The 18,210-nt window shown below is 63.0% G+C and carries 20 protein-coding genes and 1 tRNA gene; 12 read left to right on the top strand and 9 right to left on the bottom strand.

Translation table 11 applies throughout. The annotated features are described in order from the left end of the window. Positions 1 to 162: 162 nt before the first annotated feature. The 5 genes from msrB (at position 163) to DFO48_RS15290 (ending at position 4,503) form a co-directional block, all read left to right on the top strand. Complete coding sequence (gene msrB, locus DFO48_RS15270) at positions 163 to 654, top strand: peptide-methionine (R)-S-oxide reductase MsrB (RefSeq protein WP_114863963.1); 492 nt, start codon at positions 163 to 165, stop codon at positions 652 to 654. Between the two features lie 13 nt (positions 655 to 667). After that, positions 668 to 2,500, top strand: a complete 1,833-nt coding sequence (locus DFO48_RS15275) for a cytochrome c biogenesis protein DipZ (protein ID WP_114863964.1) — start codon at positions 668 to 670, stop codon at positions 2,498 to 2,500. Continuing rightward, positions 2,497 to 3,246 carry a peptide-methionine (S)-S-oxide reductase MsrA gene (msrA, locus tag DFO48_RS15280; protein WP_199407008.1) on the top strand — a complete coding sequence of 250 codons (750 nt, stop codon included), beginning with the start codon at positions 2,497 to 2,499 and terminating at the stop codon, positions 3,244 to 3,246. Before DFO48_RS15275 ends, msrA begins: the two co-directional genes overlap by 4 nt. Before the next feature lie 95 nt (positions 3,247 to 3,341). After that, on the top strand, positions 3,342 to 3,836 hold the full coding sequence (locus DFO48_RS15285; RefSeq protein ID WP_114863965.1) for a nuclear transport factor 2 family protein: 495 nt from the start codon (positions 3,342 to 3,344) through the stop codon (positions 3,834 to 3,836). Beyond that, positions 3,814 to 4,503, top strand: coding sequence for a glutathione S-transferase family protein (locus DFO48_RS15290; RefSeq protein ID WP_114863966.1), 690 nt, complete (start codon positions 3,814 to 3,816; stop codon positions 4,501 to 4,503). Before DFO48_RS15285 ends, DFO48_RS15290 begins: the two co-directional genes overlap by 23 nt. Before the next feature lie 81 nt (positions 4,504 to 4,584). Here DFO48_RS15290 and DFO48_RS15295 read toward each other — a convergent pair whose 3' ends face one another. After that, on the bottom strand, positions 4,585 to 5,223 hold the full coding sequence (locus DFO48_RS15295; protein ID WP_114863967.1) for a TetR/AcrR family transcriptional regulator: 639 nt from the start codon (positions 5,221 to 5,223) through the stop codon (positions 4,585 to 4,587). A gap of 140 nt (positions 5,224 to 5,363) precedes the next feature. Here DFO48_RS15295 and DFO48_RS15300 point away from each other — a divergent pair, with 140 nt between their 5' ends. Genes DFO48_RS15300 through DFO48_RS15330 form a run of 7 tightly spaced genes read left to right on the top strand, consistent with a single transcriptional unit; the run spans position 5,364 to position 11,970 of the window. Beyond that, positions 5,364 to 6,701, top strand: a complete 1,338-nt coding sequence (locus DFO48_RS15300) for an NAD(P)/FAD-dependent oxidoreductase (RefSeq protein WP_114863968.1) — start codon at positions 5,364 to 5,366, stop codon at positions 6,699 to 6,701. Beyond that, positions 6,698 to 7,450 carry a DUF1365 domain-containing protein gene (locus DFO48_RS15305; RefSeq protein ID WP_003075915.1) on the top strand — a complete coding sequence of 251 codons (753 nt, stop codon included), beginning with the start codon at positions 6,698 to 6,700 and terminating at the stop codon, positions 7,448 to 7,450. Before DFO48_RS15300 ends, DFO48_RS15305 begins: the two co-directional genes overlap by 4 nt. After that, positions 7,447 to 8,724: a cyclopropane-fatty-acyl-phospholipid synthase family protein gene (locus DFO48_RS15310; protein ID WP_003075911.1), complete on the top strand. Its 1,278-nt coding sequence runs from the start codon at positions 7,447 to 7,449 to the stop codon at positions 8,722 to 8,724. The genes DFO48_RS15305 and DFO48_RS15310 overlap by 4 nt, the downstream gene beginning before the upstream one ends. Continuing rightward, positions 8,721 to 9,311, top strand: a complete 591-nt coding sequence (locus DFO48_RS15315; protein ID WP_003075910.1) for a hypothetical protein — start codon at positions 8,721 to 8,723, stop codon at positions 9,309 to 9,311. The genes DFO48_RS15310 and DFO48_RS15315 overlap by 4 nt, the downstream gene beginning before the upstream one ends. An 18-nt stretch (positions 9,312 to 9,329) precedes the next feature. Further along, complete coding sequence (locus DFO48_RS15320; RefSeq protein ID WP_003075907.1) at positions 9,330 to 10,616, top strand: MFS transporter; 1,287 nt, start codon at positions 9,330 to 9,332, stop codon at positions 10,614 to 10,616. Beyond that, entirely contained in the window at positions 10,613 to 11,173 is a 561-nt protein-coding gene (locus DFO48_RS15325; protein ID WP_003075905.1) for a DUF3833 domain-containing protein, read from the top strand. The genes DFO48_RS15320 and DFO48_RS15325 overlap by 4 nt, the downstream gene beginning before the upstream one ends. Before the next feature lie 5 nt (positions 11,174 to 11,178). Continuing rightward, the gene (locus DFO48_RS15330) at positions 11,179 to 11,970 is read left to right on the top strand and encodes an SDR family oxidoreductase (protein WP_114864251.1); all 792 of its coding nucleotides are present in this window, start codon (positions 11,179 to 11,181) and stop codon (positions 11,968 to 11,970) included. Between the two features lie 215 nt (positions 11,971 to 12,185). Here the strand turns inward: DFO48_RS15330 and DFO48_RS15335 are convergent. From DFO48_RS15335 to DFO48_RS15370, 8 genes are all read right to left on the bottom strand, one after another. After that, positions 12,186 to 12,260 (bottom strand) — tRNA-Val (locus DFO48_RS15335). Positions 12,261 to 12,276: 16 nt separating this feature from the next. Next, positions 12,277 to 13,008 (bottom strand): DNA polymerase III subunit epsilon, encoded by a 732-nt coding sequence (gene dnaQ, locus DFO48_RS15340; protein WP_003075901.1) that lies wholly within the window; start codon positions 13,006 to 13,008, stop codon positions 12,277 to 12,279. A 172-nt stretch (positions 13,009 to 13,180) separates the two neighbouring features. Further along, a complete protein-coding gene (gene fdx, locus DFO48_RS15345; protein WP_003054218.1) occupies positions 13,181 to 13,519 on the bottom strand; it encodes an ISC system 2Fe-2S type ferredoxin in 339 nt (112 codons plus the stop codon). Between the two features lie 15 nt (positions 13,520 to 13,534). Beyond that, complete coding sequence (hscA, locus tag DFO48_RS15350) at positions 13,535 to 15,394, bottom strand: Fe-S protein assembly chaperone HscA (RefSeq protein WP_003075900.1); 1,860 nt, start codon at positions 15,392 to 15,394, stop codon at positions 13,535 to 13,537. Positions 15,395 to 15,488: 94 nt separating this feature from the next. After that, a complete protein-coding gene (gene hscB / locus DFO48_RS15355; protein WP_114863969.1) occupies positions 15,489 to 16,007 on the bottom strand; it encodes a Fe-S protein assembly co-chaperone HscB in 519 nt (172 codons plus the stop codon). A 145-nt stretch (positions 16,008 to 16,152) separates the two neighbouring features. Then, a complete protein-coding gene (gene iscA, locus DFO48_RS15360; protein WP_003054214.1) occupies positions 16,153 to 16,476 on the bottom strand; it encodes an iron-sulfur cluster assembly protein IscA in 324 nt (107 codons plus the stop codon). Between the two features lie 4 nt (positions 16,477 to 16,480). Continuing rightward, entirely contained in the window at positions 16,481 to 16,876 is a 396-nt protein-coding gene (gene iscU / locus DFO48_RS15365; RefSeq protein WP_003054213.1) for a Fe-S cluster assembly scaffold IscU, read from the bottom strand. A gap of 34 nt (positions 16,877 to 16,910) precedes the next feature. Continuing rightward, positions 16,911 to 18,131, bottom strand: a complete 1,221-nt coding sequence (locus DFO48_RS15370) for an IscS subfamily cysteine desulfurase (protein ID WP_114863970.1) — start codon at positions 18,129 to 18,131, stop codon at positions 16,911 to 16,913. Between the last annotated feature and the right edge of the window lie 79 nt (positions 18,132 to 18,210).

Genomic DNA, 18,210 nt, shown 5'->3' on the forward strand with positions numbered 1-18,210 from the left:
CGGCAGGGACGGTTGATGCAGCACTGTGGAGCACCGCAACGTGGTTTCACATTGTGCTCAAACTGCTCGCCTGTAGTTATCACGTTTTTTTTAACTTTGCGTGAGGACTTCGGGATCGCCACTCCATAAGCTCAATGTCATCGAACCCAGAAAGCCGATGCCATGACCACCCGACGCCACATGCTGCTGAGCGCAGCAGCCTCCGCAGCTGCGCTCTCCACCGGAATATTCCACCGCAGCGCCACCGCAGCAAGCGAGTCCTTCGAAATCAGCTACACCGACGCCCAGTGGCGCGCCCGGCTCAGCCCCCAGCAATATGCAGTGCTGCGCCAGGAGGCCACGGAGCCTCCGGGCAGCAGTCCGCTCAACAAGGAGCATCGCCCAGGCATCTTTTCCTGCGCCGGCTGCTCATTGCCCTTGTTTGCCTCCACTACCAAGTTCGACAGCGGCACCGGCTGGCCCAGTTTCTGGAAGCCTCTGGACAACGCCGTGGCCACCCGCAAGGACCGTAGCTACGGCATGGTGCGCATCGAGGCCCACTGCCGGCGCTGCGGCGGTCACCTTGGCCACGTCTTCGAGGACGGGCCGCCTCCGACAGGTCTGCGCTACTGCATGAACGGTCTTGCACTGACTTTCGCGCCCAAGCCCGCTTGAGGAAAAACAGGCCATGTTGCTGATCGTCCTTGCCTATCTGGGTGGCGTGCTGACCATCGTCAGCCCCTGCATCCTGCCCGTGCTGCCCTTCGTGTTCTCTCGCGCGAATCAGCCCTTTGTGCGCAGCGGCCTGCCATTGCTGGCAGGCATGGCGCTGACCTTTGCGGTCGTTGCTTCTCTCGCAGCCGTAGGCGGCGGCTGGGTGGTGGCTGCCAATCAATATGGCCGCTGGCTGGCCCTGGCACTGGTGGCCGTTTTCGGGCTGACCCTGTTGCTGCCGCATCTGTCGGAGCGGCTGACCCGTCCATTGGTGACTGCCGGATCGCGCCTGTCCGAGTCGGTACAGCAAGACGGTACGCCGAAGGTGGCCTCCTCCGTGTTGCTGGGAGTCGCGACGGGGCTGCTATGGGCTCCATGCGCCGGGCCCATTCTGGGACTGATACTGACCGGCGCCGCCTTGCAGGGGGCCAACACGACCTCAAGCTTGCTGCTGCTGGCCTATGCCGCCGGGGCAGCGACCTCCATGGCTGCGGCTTTGCTGCTGGGGGGCCGGGTATTTGCCGCGCTCAAGCGTTCGCTGGGTGCCGGTGAATGGGTGCGACGCGGCCTCGGGGCAGCCATGCTCGCAGGCGTTGCAGCCATTGCACTGGGAATCGACACCGGCGTGCTGGCCCGACTGTCAACGGCATCCACCGGCAGCCTGGAGCAGAAACTGGTCGAGCACCTGAACCAGCCGCAGAGCGAAGATGAACTGGCCATGCGTGGCAACCCGGGCCTGATGATGCAGGCACCATCCCCTGCACCTGCTGACGGGGCTGCCATGATGGCCGCGGGAGCTGCAATGCGCATGAGCGGGCCGTCCAGCACAGCCCAGACCCTGCCCGATGAGGGCATCGCTCCGCCCCTGGACGGTGCCACCCAATGGCTCAACTCCAAGCCTCTGGGCGAGCAGGACCTAAGAGGCAAAGTGGTGTTGGTGGATTTCTGGACCTACTCCTGCATCAACTGCCTGCGCACCCTTCCCTATGTGAAGGCCTGGGCCGAAAAATACCGTGATCAAGGTCTGATCGTGATCGGTGTGCACGCCCCAGAGTTCGCCTTTGAGCGCGACATCGGCAACGTGAGCAAGGCCATGAAAGACCTGGGCATCAGCTATCCGGTGGCCGTGGACAACCAATATGCGATCTGGCGCGCCTTCCGCAACCAGTACTGGCCTGCTCATTACTTCATCGATGCCACGGGACGCATCCGCCACCACCACTTCGGCGAGGGCGGCTATGCAGAGTCTGAACGGGTGATACAGCAGCTTCTCAAAGAAGCGGGCAGCACCCGTTCGGCCATGGGCCTGACACAAGTGGATGCAGGGGGCGTACAACTGGCCGCCAGCATGGATGAGGTCGCCTCGCCCGAAACCTATCTGGGCTACGAGCGCGCCGAGAACTTCGCCTCCACCCCCAAAGCCGTGCACGGCAGGACGACCACGTATCGGGAGCCGAAAGAGCCCAGGCTGAACGCCTGGGGCCTGGGCGGTCAATGGATGGTGGGGCCGGAAAGCGCTTCGCTGGCCGGTCCTTCGGGTCGCATCGTCTACCAGTTCAAGGCGCGCGATCTGCACCTGGTGCTGAGCCCCGCCCCCGATGGCAAACCGGTGCGTTTCAAGGTCAGCGTCGACGGCAAACCTCCCGGCGATGCCCACGGTGTGGACGTGGCAGCCGACGGCAGCGGCACCGTCACCGGGCAACGTCTCTATCAGTTGGTGCGCCAGTCCGGTGCCGTTGTCGAGCGGACCTTCAGCATCGAGTTTCTTGACAGCGGCGTTTCCGCCTATGCCTTCACCTTTGGATGACCATCATGAAAACACGTATCACACTGGGTGCCATCTCAAACCGGCGTGGCATGCTCCAGACCCTGACTGGCGGCATCGTTTTGCTGGGCAGCGGACTGCTGTGGCAATCAACGGCCTTCTCTGCCGACGAGGCTGTCCGCATCCCGGCCCCTGCCATCGACACGCCGGCCACCGGTCCCACACCGCAGCGCGCCATCTTTGCCGGCGGCTGCTTCTGGGGAGTACAGGGCGTATTCCAGCATGTCAAAGGCGTGCAGCGCGCCGTCTCGGGCTATAGCGGAGGCACAGCAGCCACTGCCTCCTATGAGCTGGTCAGCCGCGGCAATACCGGACATGCCGAATCGGTAGAAGTTACCTTCGATCCGTCCCTGGTGAGCTATGGACAGCTGCTGCAGATATTTTTCTCTGTGGTTCATGATCCCACCCAGCTCAACCGGCAGGGCCCGGACACCGGTACGCAATACCGCTCGGCCATTTTTGCGACCAGCCCCGCCCAGCTCAAGACAGCACAGGCCTATGTCGCGCAGCTTGACGCGGCACACCTGTATCCGAAGCCCATCGTCACCCGCCTTGAGGACAGGGCAAGCTTCTATCCAGCCGAGCTCTACCACCAGGATTTCATGACCGATAACCCGCGTCACCCCTATATAGTCTTCAATGATCTGCCCAAGGTGAGCAACCTCAAGCGCCTCTTCCCAGACCGCTACCGGAGCGAACCGGTGCTGACCAAGAAAACGCACTCGTAGCAGTCCGACACTGGAAGCCTGACAAGCCTGGTCTGAAGGACAGCCGTGGCGTAGCAGCCACGGGGATGCGGGGCAGTTTGCCTACAATTTGATGCATGCAGCAAAGCCCCTCCTCCTCAACCGATACGGGTGCCGCAGTGGAGCGGCTTGTCCAGCTGTACGAACAACTGGCCCCTGGCCATCTGCAGCAACTTGACAGCTATTACGCAAGCGATGCGCACTTCAAGGATCCCTTCAATGAAGTGCGCGGCGTGACCGCAATCGCCGGCATATTCACCCATATGTTCGACACGCTGCAAGAGCCGCGTTTTGTCGTCACCGAGCGGCTGATACAGGAGAGGCAGGCCTTTCTGGCCTGGGAATTTCGCTTTCGCCTGCGACGCTGGCGGCCCGGTTCCGAGCAATGCATTCGGGGTGCCAGCCTGCTGCGCTTTGATGCGCAAGGTCTTGTCTGCCAGCATCGCGATTACTGGGATGCGGCTGAAGAACTCTACGAGAAACTGCCATTGCTTGGAATCTTGATGCGCTGGCTGCGCAATGCAGGTTCCGCTTCCAGGAAAACGCTCCATGCTCACCGTTCACCACCTTGAAACTTCGCGCTCGCAACGCATACTCTGGCTGCTTGAGGAGCTCGGTGTTCCTTACGAACTGCGTCACTACCAGCGCGATCCCGCGAGCCGCCTGGCGCCACCGGAGCTCAAGCGCGTGCATCCTCTGGGCAAATCGCCGGTGATTACCGATTCAGACATTGTTGTCGCCGAATCAGGCGCGATCATCGAGTATCTGGTTGAGCGTTACGGCCATCAGGCGCCTTCGGAGCTTTCGCACCTTGAGCCTCTGCGCGGCACTCAAGAACACCGTGAGTGCCGCTTCTGGATGCACTATGCCGAAGGTTCGCTGATGAACTGGCTGGTGATGAAACTGGTTTTCGACACCATCCCGCGCCAGCCCATGCCATTTTTCGTGCGTCCCATCGCGCGCGCCCTGTGCAAGCGGGTGCAGCAAAGACTCGTTGCGCCCAATGTGCAGACTGCATTGGACTTTATGGAAGCGCATTTGGCAGAACATCGCTGGTTTGCCGGCGAGCATCTGAGCATGGCCGACTTCCAGATGAGCTTTGCCGTTGAAGCTGCTCTGGTGCGCAGCGAAAACGAGAACGCCTGGCCCCATCTGATCGCCTATCGCCAGCGCATGCACGAGCGTGCGGCATACCAGCGAGCCTTGAGCAAGGGCGGGCCGGTGATCATGCAATCCTGAGCCTGCGGCAGACTTCCGCAAGTCACAGCGAGCCTTGCCAGGGCAGCGCCAGGTGCAGGCGCATCTGCGGGTGCCGACTTCTCAGCGCGCCACCGCCAGCCCGTCAAACGTGGTGCTTGTCACCCAGTCGATGATCTGCGCATGCGTGTACTGCCCCGACTCCTTGAGCAGGGCCACGACAGGATCGCAAGCCCGTGCGAACAGGGTATACAGCACCAATTCGGGGGGCAGCGCGGCATGCAGCTGGCCGCTGGTCTGGGCTTCGGTGATCCAGATGCTGAGCCGGTTGCTCAGGGCGATCAGCCGGTCCATATAAGCATCGTTGGATTGCAAAGAGGCGCTGAGATTCGAGTTCTGCGCCGGCAGCGAAGGCATTTCCCCCTCCAGCTGCGTCTGCATGGCCCAGCGCGTCACGGCCTTGAGCTGATCCAGCGGGCGCATGGGAGCACCTGCCTCGGCCGCCTGGCTTGCTTCGTCGCGCAGGCCGTCCACGAACGCCAGGGCACGGTCCAGCACGCCGACCATGGCGGCTCCCGCCAGTTCCTCCTTGGAGGTGAACAGCTTGTAGAGGCTGGCCTTGGCCATGCCAGCTTCGGCAGCGACCTCGTCCACCGTCATGGCGTCATAGCCCTTGGTGGCCAGCAACCGGTTGACGGCCACCACGATGGCCTGCTCACGCACGCGCTGTATCTGCTGTTTGATGGAGGAGCGGCTTGTCATGGGCTTATTTTAGACCTGATAGGCCACACCCCATACTAGATAGTGCAAAGTGGAAATGTTTGGTTTATAGTTTGAACTCATCAGTTCACGATTTGACCTTCCTGGTGCAAACGGACTGATAAACCAGGAAAGGCATTCCCATGCATCGCATTGCAGTCATAGGGTCTGGGGTTGCGGGTCTGGCCGCTGCCCGGCGCCTGGCAGGCGCGCCTGGCCAGCATCGCGTGACATTGCTGGAAGCGGGCCACCATTTCGGCGGGCATGCCAACACCGTCGATATGACGCTGAATGGCGTGAGCCAGGGCGTGGACACGGGCTTTCTGGTCTTCAACCACCGCACCTACCCGCTTTTGACGCAGCTGTTCGAAGACCTGCAGGTGCCGACGGCGGCCGCCGAGATGTCGTTTTCGGTACAGGTGCCCCTGACCGACGGACGTGCCGGCCTCGAGTGGAGCGGCAGCTCGCTGGGAGCTGTCTTCGCTCAACGCAGCAACCTGCTGCGCCCCCGTTTTCTGAAAATGCTGGCCGAGATCCTGCGCTTCAATCGTCTGGCCACACGCATCGCCCGGGAAGGCGACGAGGCCGGCCTGCGCAGCTCCATCGAAGCTTTTCTGGATGAGCACGGCTTCGGCACCGCCTTCCGGCAGGACTACCTGCTGCCTATGATGGGTTGCATCTGGTCCTGCCCGACGGATCAGATGCTGCGCTTTCCTGTGGCCACGCTGATCCGCTTTTGTCACAACCATGGCCTGATCCAGGTCTCCGACCGACCCCAGTGGTACACCGTGCAGGGCGGCTCGCGCCAGTATGTGCGGCGCATGCTGGCCGCACTGCAGCACGATGGCCGCCACGAAGCCCGTCTGAACGCGCCCGTGCTGGGCCTGCGCCGCGTGGAACATGGCGTGTTGCTGCAGATGGCACATGGCACGGAGCAGTTCGACGCCGTGGTGCTGGCCTGCCATAGCGATCAGGCCCTGCGCCTGCTGGGTCTCGACGCCACGCCGCAGGAGCGCAGCGTGCTGGGTTCCATACGCTACCAGCCCAATCAGGCCGTGCTGCACACAGATGCCAGCGTGCTGCCCAGCCGCGAGGCAGCCTGGGCGGCCTGGAACTACGAACGCGCGGCCGACGCGGGGCGCAACCGGGCAGGCGTCTGCCTGCACTATCTGATCAACCGCCTGCAGCCTCTGCCGTGGCAGCAGCCCGTGATGGTCTCCTTGAATCCGGTGCGTCCCATCGACGAGAGCAAGGTTCACGCGCGCATTGCATACAGCCATCCGGTCTTCGACCTGGCTGCCATCGAGGCCCAGGGCCAGGTCACGGCTCTGCAAAGCCAGCGCCGGACCTGGTTCTGCGGAGCCTGGTGTGGCTACGGCTTTCACGAAGATGGTCTGCGTTCGGGGCTCGACGCGGCCGATGGCCTGCTGCACGTCTTGCCCAGGCTGCCCGTCAGCCCTGCCATCAGGGGCGCAGCATGAACGCCCGGCCCCTCATCGGCTTCGGCCATGTCTGGCATCGACGTCTGCGGCCCGTCGAGCATGCCTTCCGATATTCGGGCTACTTCCTCATGCTGCCACTGCGCAGCTTGCGCATGCAGCCCGATACCGCGCTGCGGCGCAACCGGCTCGGCTGGATCAGCTTTCACGACAGCGACCACGGCGAGGGCGGAGCCGATGCCCTGGACTGGTTCGAGCAACTGCTGCACAGCGAAGGCATTGACGATGCCGACGGCGAAGTCTGGCTGCACACCTTCCCGCGCGTGCTGGGCTATGTGTTCAAGCCCGTGAGCTTCTGGTATGCCCACCGCAGCGATGGCTCGCTGGCCGCCGTGCTGGCGGAAGTCAACAACACTTTTGGCGAGCGCCATGCGTATCTGCTGGCCGGCCCTGATCTGGCCTTTGGCAGCGAGCAGATGGCACGCAAGCAGTTCCATGTCTCGCCGTTCTGCGAGGTGCGGGGCGAGTACCGCTTCCGCTTCGAGCGCAGCGAGAAACGCACCCTGGCGCGCGTGGATCTGCATGACCAAGACGGCCCGCTGCTGCAGACCAGCGTGGGCGGCACGCTGCATCCGCTGGATGCGACCAACGTGCGCCGCGCCTTCTTCGGCACTCCCTTGATGACGCTGGGCGTCATCGCCCGCATCCACTGGCAGGCGCTGCGCCTCTGGGCCAAGCGCCTGCCTTTCCATGGCAAACCCACCAAGCCCGAGCGCTTCGTCACACGATGAACACCACCGCCGCCCCCTTGCTGAGCCCCGCCGCCGCCGCCACACCGCGCCGCACGCCTGCGCGGGCACGCCGTGTGCTGAACCTGCTCGAACGTCTGCCCCGCGGGCAGCTGGACCTGGAGCAGCCCGACGGTCACTTGCTGCACCTGCCCCAGCTTCGCTGTGCATCCGGCCTCGCCGACGCACATTGCGTGCTGCATGACTGGCAGGCACTGGAACGCACCCTGAAGTCGGGCGATATCGGTCTGGCCGAGGGCTATATCGCAGGTGAATGGGACAGCCCCGACCTGGCTGCGCTGCTGCGGCTGTGCATGTCCAACCGCGACCATGTGCAAAGCTTGGTCTACGGCAGCTGGTGGGGCAGGTTGGGCTACCGCCTGCGTCACCTGCTGCAACGCAATACGCGGGCCGGCAGCGCCAGAAACATTCATGCCCATTACGACCTGGGCAATGACTTCTACCGGATGTGGCTGGACCCCGGCATGAGCTATAGCGCAGCCTGGTTCGAGGGCCGCACGGGCGAATCGCTGCAACAAGCCGACCTGCAGGCAGCCCAGCAGGCCAAGCTCAGACGCACGCTGAACGAGGTGCGGCTACAGCACGGCCAGCGCCTGCTGGAGATAGGCTGCGGCTGGGGTGGCCTGGCAGAGACCGCAGCCCGCGAATTCGGAGCCCGGGTCAAGGGCGTGACGCTGTCGCGCGAGCAGTTGACCTGGGGACAACTGCGCATGCAGCAATCTGGCCTGAGCGATGCCGTGGAGCTGCACTACCAGGACTACCGCGACCTGCCCGCCCTGCATGCCCGCCAGCCCTTCGATGCCATCGTATCCATCGAGATGTTCGAGGCCGTGGGCCGCGAATACTGGCGCGGCTACTTCCAGACACTGCGCGACTGCCTCAAGCCCGGAGGCCTGGCCTGCATACAGACCATCACACTGCGCGAAGACCTGTTCTCTCGCTATCTTCGCTCCACAGACTTCATACAGCAGTACATCTTCCCCGGCGGGCTGCTGCCCAGCATTTCCGCCTTTGAGCAGGAAGCACGGCGTGCCGGCCTGATGGTCGAGCATCACCTGGCCTTCGGCCGCGACTATGCGGAAACGCTGCGCCGCTGGCGCCAGTCCTTCGAGCACCAGCTCGACGCCGTTCGCTCCCTGGGCTTTGACGAGCGCTTTGTGCGCATCTGGCGCTTCTACCTTGCCTATTGCGAAGCGGCCTTCGACACCGGCAACACCGATGTCGTCCAGTTCACCCTGCGCAGGCCACTGCCATGACTGCCCCTCAACCCCGCGCGCACCGCCGCCAGGCCTTGGCCTGGGGCGCTGCCTGCGCTCTTGCCCCTTCACTGACCGCCATGTCAAACCTGACCCACGCCACGACCCCGACAGCAGATCTCCCCATCGAACTGCGCAGCACGCTGCCTGCCGGACGCCTGGTCGGCAAAGGCGTGCTGCGCTTTTTCGGTCTGCGTGTCTACGAGGCAAGGCTGTGGGCCGGCCCCGGTTTCCCCGCCGAAGACTACGCCCGACACCCGTTTGCGCTGGAGCTGGTCTATGACCGCAAGCTCGAAGGCATGGCCATTGCCGAGCGCTCCATCGCCGAAATGCGCAGGGTGGGCAGCTTCACCGAGGAGCAGGCCCGGCAATGGCTGGAGCTGATGAAACTGGCCTTCCCCGACGTGCAGGCCCAGGACAGACTGCTGGGTCTGAACGACGGCCAGGGCGAGGTGCGCTTCTTCCATAACGGTCGCCAGACCGCGCAGCTGCGCGACGCTGAGTATGCACGCCTGTTCTTCGGTATCTGGCTGTCGCCGCAGACTTCGGCCCCTGCCATGCGCAGTTCGCTGCTGGGCCTGGGCTGAGCGCCAGCGGAGCATCTCATGGTTTCACATACGGCCACCGCCCACCACCTGCCTTGGCGCACAGGCCTGGCCTATGGCGCTCTGGCCGCTCCGCTGGCCTTCGCCTCCCTGCCACTATATGTGAACCTGCCCTACCACTACGCCAGCGTGGCGGGCGCTCCGCTGGCGGGACTGGGCGCCGTGCTGCTGGCCACACGGGCCTTCGACGCCCTGCTCGACCCGGCCATCGGCCGCTGGGTCGACCGCCTTCTGCGCCAAGGCGTGGTTTGCACCGCCAGTGCGGCGATCCTGGCCGGCCTGCTGATGGCGCTGGGCTTCGGCGCCCTCTGGCATCCGCCTTTCGATACGCAGAACAAGATGGGCCTGCTGGGCTGGCTTGCCTGCAGCCTGCTGGTGTGTACGCTGGCCTATAGCGTGCTCGTCATCCTCCACCAGGCCTGGGGCACGCGCTGGGGCGGTGAGCCCGCCTGGCGTGCGCGTGTCACAGCCTGGCGCGAAGGAGCCAGCCTGACGGGCGTGCTGCTGGCCAGCATGCTGCCGGCCTGGCTGGGACTGGATGCGACCACAGGATTTCTCGCCCTGGGCCTGGCACTGGGCCTGATCGGCCTGTTGCGGCTCAAGACTCCGGTTCCACAACAACAACCGCAGTCCGTGACCGGGCCTGCCAGCTCGCCATGGGCCAATGCAGGCTTCAGGCGGCTGCTGGCCATCTTCATGATCAACGGGGTGGCTGCCGCCATTCCCGCCACCCTGCTGCCTTTCTTTGTGGCAGACCGGCTGCAGGCCTCGGAACTGCAGCCGGTACTGCTGCTTTGCTTCTTCGGCGCTGCGGCCCTGGGCCTGCCGCTGTGGGTAAAAGCCGTTGCACGCTGGGGTCTGGCACCCAGCTGGCGGGCCGGCATGCTTGCCAGCGTGCTGGCCTTCGGCTTCACGCCCTGGCTGGGCGAAGGCGACGGAATGGCTTTTGCCGTGATCTGCTTGGCCAGCGGTCTGGCCCTGGGCGCGGATCTGGCCCTGCCGGGTGCATTGCTCACAGGCGTGATTCACGAATCCGGCGAAGGCGGCCGCAGCGAAGGCCGCTACCTGGGCTGGTGGACCTGCGCCACCAAGCTCAACCTGGCCCTGGCGGCGGGCCTGGCCCTGCCGCTGCTGTCGGCAGCCGGCTACCGCAGCGGTGCCAGCGAGCCCGCAGGCTTGCAGGCGCTGGCCTGGGCCTATGGCGGCCTGCCCTGCCTGCTCAAGCTCGCAGCAGCGACCCTGCTCTGGCGCGCCGAGCGTCTGCATTCTTCCTGGAGGCACATATGAGCCACATCATCCGTTCCACATCGTTTTCGCCACTGCGGCGTGCCTGCCTGGGCGCGGCATTGGCGCTGAGCCTTGCGGGCTGCGCCGGGCCTTCCGTGCAGGACTATGCCAGGGAGCAGCCGCAACTGGACCTGCGCCAGTACTTCAACGGGCCGCTGACGGCGCACGGCATGTTCACGGACCGCTCGGGCAAGGTGGTCAAGCGCTTCACAGTGCGCATGACAGGGAGCTGGAAGGGCGACGAGGGCACGCTGAACGAGCACTTCGTCTACAGCGACGGCAGCACGCAGCAGCGCATCTGGCATCTCCGCCACCTGGGCGACGGGCGCTACAGCGGCCGCGCCGACGACGTGGTGGGCGAAGCCCAGGGCCTAAGCGCTGGCAATGCCATCCACTGGAGCTATGTGCTGGCCCTGCCCGTGAATGGAAGAGTCTGGAATGTCAGCATGGATGACTGGATGTTCCTGATCGACGGACGCACCCTGCTCAACCGCACCGCCATGAGCAAGCTGGGCCTGCATCTGGGCGATGTGACACTTGCCATCGTCAAGGAGTGAAGATCATGTCGCTGCTCTGTGCACGGCTGAACCCGCCACTGCGCGACTGGCAGGGTCGCTCGGCCTGGATTCTGGGAGCCTCCTCGGGCATAGGTCGGGCCACGGCCGACGCGCTGCACAGGCAGGGAGCCAGGTTGATCGTCTCTGCGCGCCAGGGCGACGCCCTGCAGGATTTCGTGCGCAGCCACGACGGCTGTCTGGCCCTGCCGCTGGACGTGACCGACACCGCTGCCCTGACTGCAGCGGCCCGGGACGTGCAGGTTCATTGCGGCAAGGCTCCCGACCTGATTCTCTATTGCGCAGGCCGCTACAAGCCCCAGCGCGCCACGGAGTTCGACCTGTCCGAGATGCAGCGCCACCTGGCCGTGAACTATGGCGGCGCCCTGCATTTGCTCGATGCCGTGCTCCCGATGCTGCTTGCGGCGGGGCAAGGCCATCTGGCACTGGTCGGCTCGGTGGCCGGCTATCGCGGGCTGCCGATGTCCCTTGCCTACGGCCCAACCAAGGCGGCACTTAACAACCTGGCCGAAAACCTCTATCTGGACCTGCACGACCGGGGCCTGGGTGTATCCATCATCAACCCCGGCTTTGTCGATACACCGCTGACGGCGCAGAACCAATTCAGCATGCCCGCCCTGATTGATGCGGACGAGGCTGCCCAGCATATGCTGCAAGGCTGGGCCCAGGGACGTTTCGAGATGAATTTTCCGCGACGCTTCACCCGCTGGATGCGTCTGCTGCGCTGCCTGCCCGATGCCTGGTATTTCGCAGCCGTGCGCCGCATCACCGGCAACTGACTGCCTGGTCCTGCGCAAGCTGCAGAGGCCGAGCAGACGCTCTGCCACGGAGTCATGCTCTTGAGCACATGGCGCCCGCCGAGTCCCAACGGCTCGCGCACGAGCCCGAACACCGCAGTCTGGATCAGCTCGACATGTATCAACGGGATGAATGCAATTCGCATTCCCAAAACAAAAAACCCTCTTGAATCATTGACTCAAGAGGGTTTGATATCTGGTGGGTGATACATGGATCGAACATGTGACCCCTGCCGTGTGAAGGCAGTGCTCTACCGCTGAGCTAATCACCCGATAAGCGTTATTGTATCAGGGATTGGCGCTCACATTTTCAAAGTTACGCCAAGCGGTCTTGCCGCCGCTGGATTTATCCATCTGCTTGAGCACATCGTCGTGAGCCGACTGCTCCTGCTCGTTGGCACGCAGCACCGGCAGCTTGAAGCTGCTCAGGTCCACCGACGCAACGATCATCGTCCCGGCCGCCGGGGCATCTGCAGGCTCCTCTGTCATGAGCAAGGCATCCTGCCCGCGCGTCAGATTGATGTAGACATCCGCCAGCAGCTCCGCATCAAGCAAGGCGCCGTGAAGCGTACGGTTGGAATTGTCGACACCCAGACGATCGCACAGCGAGTCCAGCGAGTTGCGCTTGCCCGGATACATCTCCTTGGCCATGACCAGGGTGTCGAGGACTCCGCCCACGCACTGCTTGAGTGGCGGGCGCTTGGCCAGCTTGAGCTCGTTGTTCAGAAAGCCCAGGTCGAACGGCGCATTGTGGATGATGAGCTCGGCCCCTTGCAGATACTCCCAGATCTCGTCGATCTTCTGCTCGAAGCGCGGCTTGTCCTTGAGGAACTCCGTGGTGATGCCATGCACACGCAAGGCATCGGGGTGGCTGTCGCGACCCGCATTGAAGTACAGGTGCAGATTGTTGCCGGTGAGCTTGCGGTTGACCAGCTCCACGCAGCCCAGCTCGATCAGGCGGTCGCCGTCAATGGGAGACAGACCCGTGGTTTCCGTATCCAGAACAATTTGACGCGACATTCAATTTCTCCCAATTACCTACGGCGCTCACATCGCCCAACAATTTCTAAAACAAGCGCGCACCAAAGCCAGGACACCGAGGAAGCGCCACCGCGCTAGGGGTGTCGTCCTCCTCCCCTAGTGCGAAGCGCGTAGAGAGAGGGGGGAAGGCGCAAAGCGCCTCAGGGGGTGCTCAGTGATTTTCCTTGGCGTGATTGATGGAGTACTTGGGGATCTCCACCGTCACATTCTCGCGCGCCAGAATCGCCTGGCAGGACAGGCGCGACTGAGGCTGCAGACCCCAGGCCTTGTCCAGCAGGTCTTCTTCCTCTTCCTCCGCCTCGTTCAGGGAGTTGAAGCCCTCCTTGACGATGACATGGCAGGTCGTGCAGGCGCAGCTCATATCACAGGCATGCTCGATATTGATACCGTTGTCCAGCATGGCTTCGCAGATCGAGGTGCCGACAGGCGCTTCGATTTCCGTTCCGTTGGGGCAGTACTCGGCGTGAGGAAGAATTTTGATGATGGGCATTGTTCTGTTTATGAATTAAATGGTGTTGACACTCTTGCCAGCCAGCGCCTGCTGGATGCTGCGATTCATGCGTTCGGCCGCAAACGACTCTGTTCCCTTGGCCAGGGCCTGAGTCGCGCCTTCCACGACGGCAGGATCATCGCTGGCGACGGCCGCGCGCAACGCGGCCATCAGGGCATCAATGCTCTCACGCTGTTCGGCGCCGAGCACATCGCCATCCACATCCAGCGCGCTTTGCGTGGCCAGCAGCATGCGATCGGCATCCACGCGGGCCTCGACCAGGGCGCGGGCCTTCATGTCCTCCTGGGCCGTGGCAAAGCCGTCCTGCAGCATCTGGGCGATCTGGTCGTCGGAGAGGCCGTACGAAGGCTTGACGTTGATATGGGCTTCGACGCCGCTGAGTTGCTCCTTGGCGCTGACGGACAGCAGGCCGTCGGCATCCACAGTGAAGGTCACGCGGATGCGCGCCGCACCGGCGGCCATGGGCGGAATGCCGCGCAGCTCGAAACGCGCCAGGCTGCGGCAGTCGGCCACCAGGTCGCGCTCACCTTGCACCACATGAATGGCCAGCGCGGTCTGGCCGTCCTTGTAGGTCGTGAAGTCCTGCGCGCGGGCCGTGGGAATGGTCTCGTTGCGCGTGATGATGCGCTCGGACAGGCCGCCCATGGTTTCCACGCCCAGTGACAGCGGGATCACGTCCAGCAACAGCAAGTCGCCTGCGGTATTGTTGCCGGCCAGTTGATTGGCCTGAATGGCAGCACCCAGAGCCACCACTTCGTCGGGGTTGAGATTGGTCAGCGGCTCGCTGCCGAAAAAGTCGGCCACGGCCTGGCGAATCTGGGGCATGCGGGTGGAGCCGCCGACCATGACGACGCCCTGCACCTCATCGCGGCCCAGGTCTGCATCCTTGAGCGCGCGGCGCACGGCCGCAAGGCTCTTGCTGGTCAAGTGAGCAGTCAGCGCAATGAACTCCTCACGCTTGACATCAAAAGATACTGAACCCGAGGAAATATCAGCGGTAAACGCTACAACTTCTGATTCAGTCAGGGCCTGCTTGCAATGGCGCGCGGCAATACGCCAGGCGGTCTTGTCTGCTGCAGACTCCAGCTGCGTGCCGGTTTTTTCCGCCACCCAGGCTGCCAGCGCGTCATCGTAGTCGTCGCCGCCCAGTGCCGAGTCGCCGCCAGTGGCAATCACTTCAAACACGCCATGTGCAAGACGCAGCACCGAGATATCGAAGGTGCCGCCACCCAGATCGTAGACGGCGTAGACGCCCTCTGCTGCGTTATCCAGACCGTAGGCAATGGCTGCCGCAGTGGGCTCGTTGATCAGGCGCAGCAGATTGATACCGGCCAGCTTGGCTGCATCCTTGGTGGCCTGGCGCTGAGCATCGTCAAAGTACGCAGGCACGGTGATGACTGCACCATAGAGATCGTCGTCAAACGTGTCTTCGGCGCGGAAACGCAGGGTCGCCAGAATTTCGGCACTGATTTCCACGGCCGTCTTGGCGCCGTCCACGGTTTCGACGGAGATGACGCTGCTGTCATCGGTCTTGAAGCGATAAGGCAGCTTCTCGGGCGATTCGATATCAGCCAGGCTTCGCCCCATGAAGCGCTTGGCCGAGCTGATAGTGTTGGCAGCATCCTGCGCCTGCGCGGCCTTGGCATCAAAGCCGATCTGTCGGCGGCCCATTTCCATGTAACGCACCACCGACGGCAGCAGCACACGTCCCTGATCGTCAGGCAGGCATTCGGCCACGCCGTTGCGCACGGCGGCGACCAGAGAATGCGTGGTGCCCAAGTCTATGCCCACGGCAATGCGTCGCTGATGGGGATCGGGGGATTGGCCGGGCTCGGAAATCTGCAAAAGCGCCATGAAATTCTTCTTTTGAAACGTCAGAGGCCAGCGTGGCTGGCCCGCTCAAGATGGATACGCCATGCGCCAGCGGCACAAAGCGTTGCTCTGGGTCTTATTGTCCCAGTTGATCGCGACGGCGATCCACATCTTGCGCAAATCGCGCAACAAACATGAGGGCTCTCACCTGCTGCACGGCAGCGGCGGCATCGTCAGCCTCGTCCAGCAAACGACCGCATTCGCCAAGCATCTGCTTTTTGGCTGCGAGCATCTCGCCCTCCAGTGCATCGAGCTCCTGCTCGTTGACAGCGTCTTCCAGCGCTTCGCGCCACTCCATCTGCTGCATCAGAAATGCCGCTGGCATGGCCGTGTTGTCTTCAGCCCGCACCGGCGCTCCAGCCAGCTCGCACAGATAGGCCGCGCGCTTGAGCGGGTCCTTGAGACGCTGATAGGCCTCGTTGATACGTACCGACCATTGCATGGCCACGCGCTGCGCGGCAGCGCCCTGGGCGGCAAAGCGGTCCGGATGTGCTTCGCGCTGCAGCTCTTTCCAGCGTGTGTCGATCTGGCTGCGCTCCTGCGCAAACTTGCGCGGCAGGCCAAACAATTCAAAGTCGTCAGATTGCAGATTCATGGCATTAAAAAACCGCCTGCAGCAGCGCTGAGGCGGTTCCATTCTTATGCTTGGGCGCTACACGCGCCAGGGACACCGAGCAAGAGCCGCCTCGCAGCGAAGGTGTCGTCCCCTTGGGGGAAGGCGCGAAGCGACTCAGGGGGATTTATATTCTGAAGCTCTCGCCACAACCGCAGCGATCACGCTCGTTGGGGTTGTGAAACTTGAAGCCTTCGTTCAGGCCTTCGCGGACAAAGTCCAGTTCCGTGCCGTCGATATAGGCCAGGCTCTTGGGGTCGATCAGCACCTTGATGCCATGGTCTTCAAAAACCACGTCATCGGGCTGAACCTCGTCCACATACTCCAGCTTGTAAGCCAGACCGGAGCAGCCAGTGGTTTTCACGCCGAGACGCACGCCAATCCCCTTGCCGCGACGTGAAAGATAGCGGTTCACATGACGGGCAGCCGCCTCGGTCATTGAGATGGCCATGGCCTCAGGCTTCCGTTGCAGTGCGCTTTGCGCGGTAATCGTTCACGGCTGCCTTGATGGCGTCTTCAGCCAGGATGGAGCAGTGAACCTTGACCGGGGGCAGCGCCAGCTCTTCGGCGATCTGGCTGTTCTTCAGGGCCGCAGCCTCATCCAGCGTCTTGCCCTTGACCCATTCGGTCACCAGCGAAGACGAGGCGATGGCAGAACCGCAGCCATAGGTCTTGAAACGTGCATCCTCGATCACGCCGGTGGCGGGATTGACCTTGATCTGCAGCTTCATCACGTCGCCACAGGCGGGCGCGCCCACCATACCCGTGCCCACGGAGTCATCGCTCTTGTCGAACGAGCCAACGTTGCGGGGGTTTTCGTAGTGGTCAACAACTTTTTCGGAGTAAGCCATGGTGTCTACCTCTTGAACTCTTTGTAATCTGTGCTTAGTGTGCAGCCCATTGAATAGTGCTGAGGTCGATGCCGTCTTTGTACATCTCCCACAGCGGGCTCAGCTCGCGCAGCTTCAGCACGTTTTCGCGGATCGACTTGATCGCGTAGTCGATCTCCTCTTCCGTCGTGAAGCGACCAAAGGTCATGCGCAAAGAGCTGTGTGCCAGCTCGTCGCTGCGGCCCAGGGCACGCAGCACATAGCTCGGCTCCAGGCTGGCGGATGTGCAGGCGGAACCCGAGGACACGGCCAGACCCTTGATACCCATGATCAGCGACTCGCCTTCGACGAAGTTGAAGCTCATGTTCAGGTAATGGGGAACGCCGTTTTCCATATCGCCGTTCACGAACACCTGCTCCAGATCCTTCAGACCATCGAGCAGACGCTTGCGCAGTGCACGGGCGTGCTCCATGTCCTTGGCCATCTCTTCCTTGGCAATGCGGAAGGCTTCGCCCATGCCCACGATCTGGTGGGTTGCCAGCGTGCCGGAACGCATGCCGCGCTCATGGCCGCCACCGTGCATCTGCGCTTCCAGGCGCACGCGCGGCTTGCGGCGTACGTACAGCGCACCGATGCCCTTGGGGCCGTAGGTCTTGTGCGAAGCCAGACTCATCAGGTCGATGGGCATGGTCTGCATGTCCAGATCCATCTTGCCCGAAGCCTGAGCGGCGTCGACGTGGAAGATGATGCCCTTCTCACGGCACAGAGCGCCGATGGTGTTCAGATCCTGAACCACACCGATCTCGTTGTTCACAGCCATCACGCTGGCGAGGATGGTGTCGGGGCGGATCGCCGCCTTGAACACCTCAATGTCCAGCAGACCGTTTTCCTGCACGTCCAGATAGCTGACTTCAAAGCCCTGGCGCTCCAGCTCACGCATGGTGTCCAGCACAGCCTTGTGCTCGGTCTTCACGGTGATCAGGTGCTTGCCCTTGCCTTGGTAGAAATGCGCTGCACCCTTGATGGCCAGGTTGTCGGACTCGGTCGCACCGCTGGTCCAGACGATTTCGCGCGGGTCGGCGCCAATCAGATCGGCGACCTGCTTGCGGGCCTTCTCGACGGCTTCTTCGGCTTCCCAGCCCCAGGCGTGGCTGCGCGATGCGGCATTGCCAAAATGTTCACGCAGCCAGGGAATCATGGCGTCCGCCACGCGGGGGTCCACCGGAGTGGTTGCACCGTAGTCGAGATAAATGGGAAAGTGCGGGGTCATGTCCATGACTGGCTCGTCTTGTTTTTGGCTGACAAATCGTGAGGAATCGATGCACCTTGTGGTGCCATCAGGGCGAAGAAACATG

It is taken from the genome of Comamonas sp. AG1104, from assembly GCF_003350425.1.
GTDB lineage: Bacteria > Pseudomonadota > Gammaproteobacteria > Burkholderiales > Burkholderiaceae_C > Comamonas > Comamonas testosteroni.